1 protein-coding gene is annotated in these 1,304 nt (G+C 46.0%); it reads right to left on the bottom strand.

Annotated features, from left to right (window positions below; all coding sequences use genetic code 11):
• Nucleotides 1-181: 181 nt before the first annotated feature.
• Nucleotides 182-1,304, bottom strand: a 1,123-nt coding sequence (locus A3751_RS13995) for a vitamin B12 dependent-methionine synthase activation domain-containing protein (RefSeq protein WP_304439034.1), incomplete at its 5' end; no start/stop codon positions are given.

Raw genomic sequence — 1,304 nt, 5'->3', positions numbered from 1 at the left:
GTAAATATACATACTTGTTTTCTGCCCTGATTCAATGTGAAAAACGGAGCCTGCGGCACGCTCACTAAGTTTACATCTTGCTCCATTTTTGAAGCGCGCAGTTTATCAGCTTTGTTTAAGCATCAAAACTGATAAAAAATCATATATATATTCTGATATAGAATTATCTCTAGCCTGTCTTCTAGGTGTCGTAATTTAATACCGGAGATAGCCATTTCTCGCATTCAGCAAGACCCATATTTTTGCGTTTAGCATAAGCGGTTACCTGATCACGCATGACTTTACCCACATTGAAGTATTTGGACTCTGGGTGTGAAAAGTAAAAGCCTGAGACCGATGCAGCAGGTGTCATCGCAAAATGTTCAGTGAGCTTCATGCCTGCATTGTTTGTCGCATCGAGAAGCTCAAATAGCGTCTCTTTTTCTGTGTGGTCAGGACAGGCGGGGTATCCCGGAGCAGGCCTGATTCCAACATACTTTTCTTTGATTAGGCTGTTATTGTCCAAAGCCTCGTCTTTGGCGTAGCCCCAGAACTCTTTTCGAACACGCTCATGCATATGCTCGGCAAATGCCTCAGCTAACCGGTCAGCAAGCGCTTTGACCATGATCGAATTGTAGTCGTCACCTGCGTCCTGATATTCCTTTGCCAGTTCTTCAGCACCTAATCCCGCGGTGACCGCAAAGCCACCAACGTAATCATGAATGCTTTTTTCGCATGGCGCTACAAAATCGGCAAGCGAGAGATTTGGTTTCCCAGGCAGATCGTTTTGTTGGCGCAAATGATGGAGACGAGTAAGCTCTTCCGAGCGGTTTTCGTCTGTGAACAGTACGATGCTGTCGTCTGTAATCGATGCGGCCGGCCAGAAACCAATTACCCCGTTTGCCGTTATACGAGGGTCCGCAAGCATTTGTTTTAGTATTTCTTGGGCATCGTTGAATAAGTTTGTTGCTGCTTCGCCAATGGTTGCATCACTCAGGATCTTTGGATATTTGCCGACAAGATCCCAGGAGATGAAAAAGGGTGTCCAGTCGATGTACTCAACCAATGTTTCGAGCGGGTAGTTCTCAAAAACCTTCGATCCAAGAAATGTCGGTTTCGGGGGTTGATAGCCTTCCCAGTTAATAGCCGCTTTATTTGCGCACGCTTTGTCGTAGCTTAGCAGTGATTTTTGGCTAACGCGGTTTTTACGTCGCTCGCGGATGGTTTCGTATTCTTCGCGGATATCTTTGGCAAATTGCTCGCTTTGGCCTTCGCTTAGCAGTGTTGTTGCAATACTGACTGAGCGAGAAGCGTCCGTTACATAT

Source organism: Oleiphilus sp. HI0080, assembly GCF_001635135.1.
This window is presented reverse-complemented; position numbering and strand designations above follow the sequence as displayed.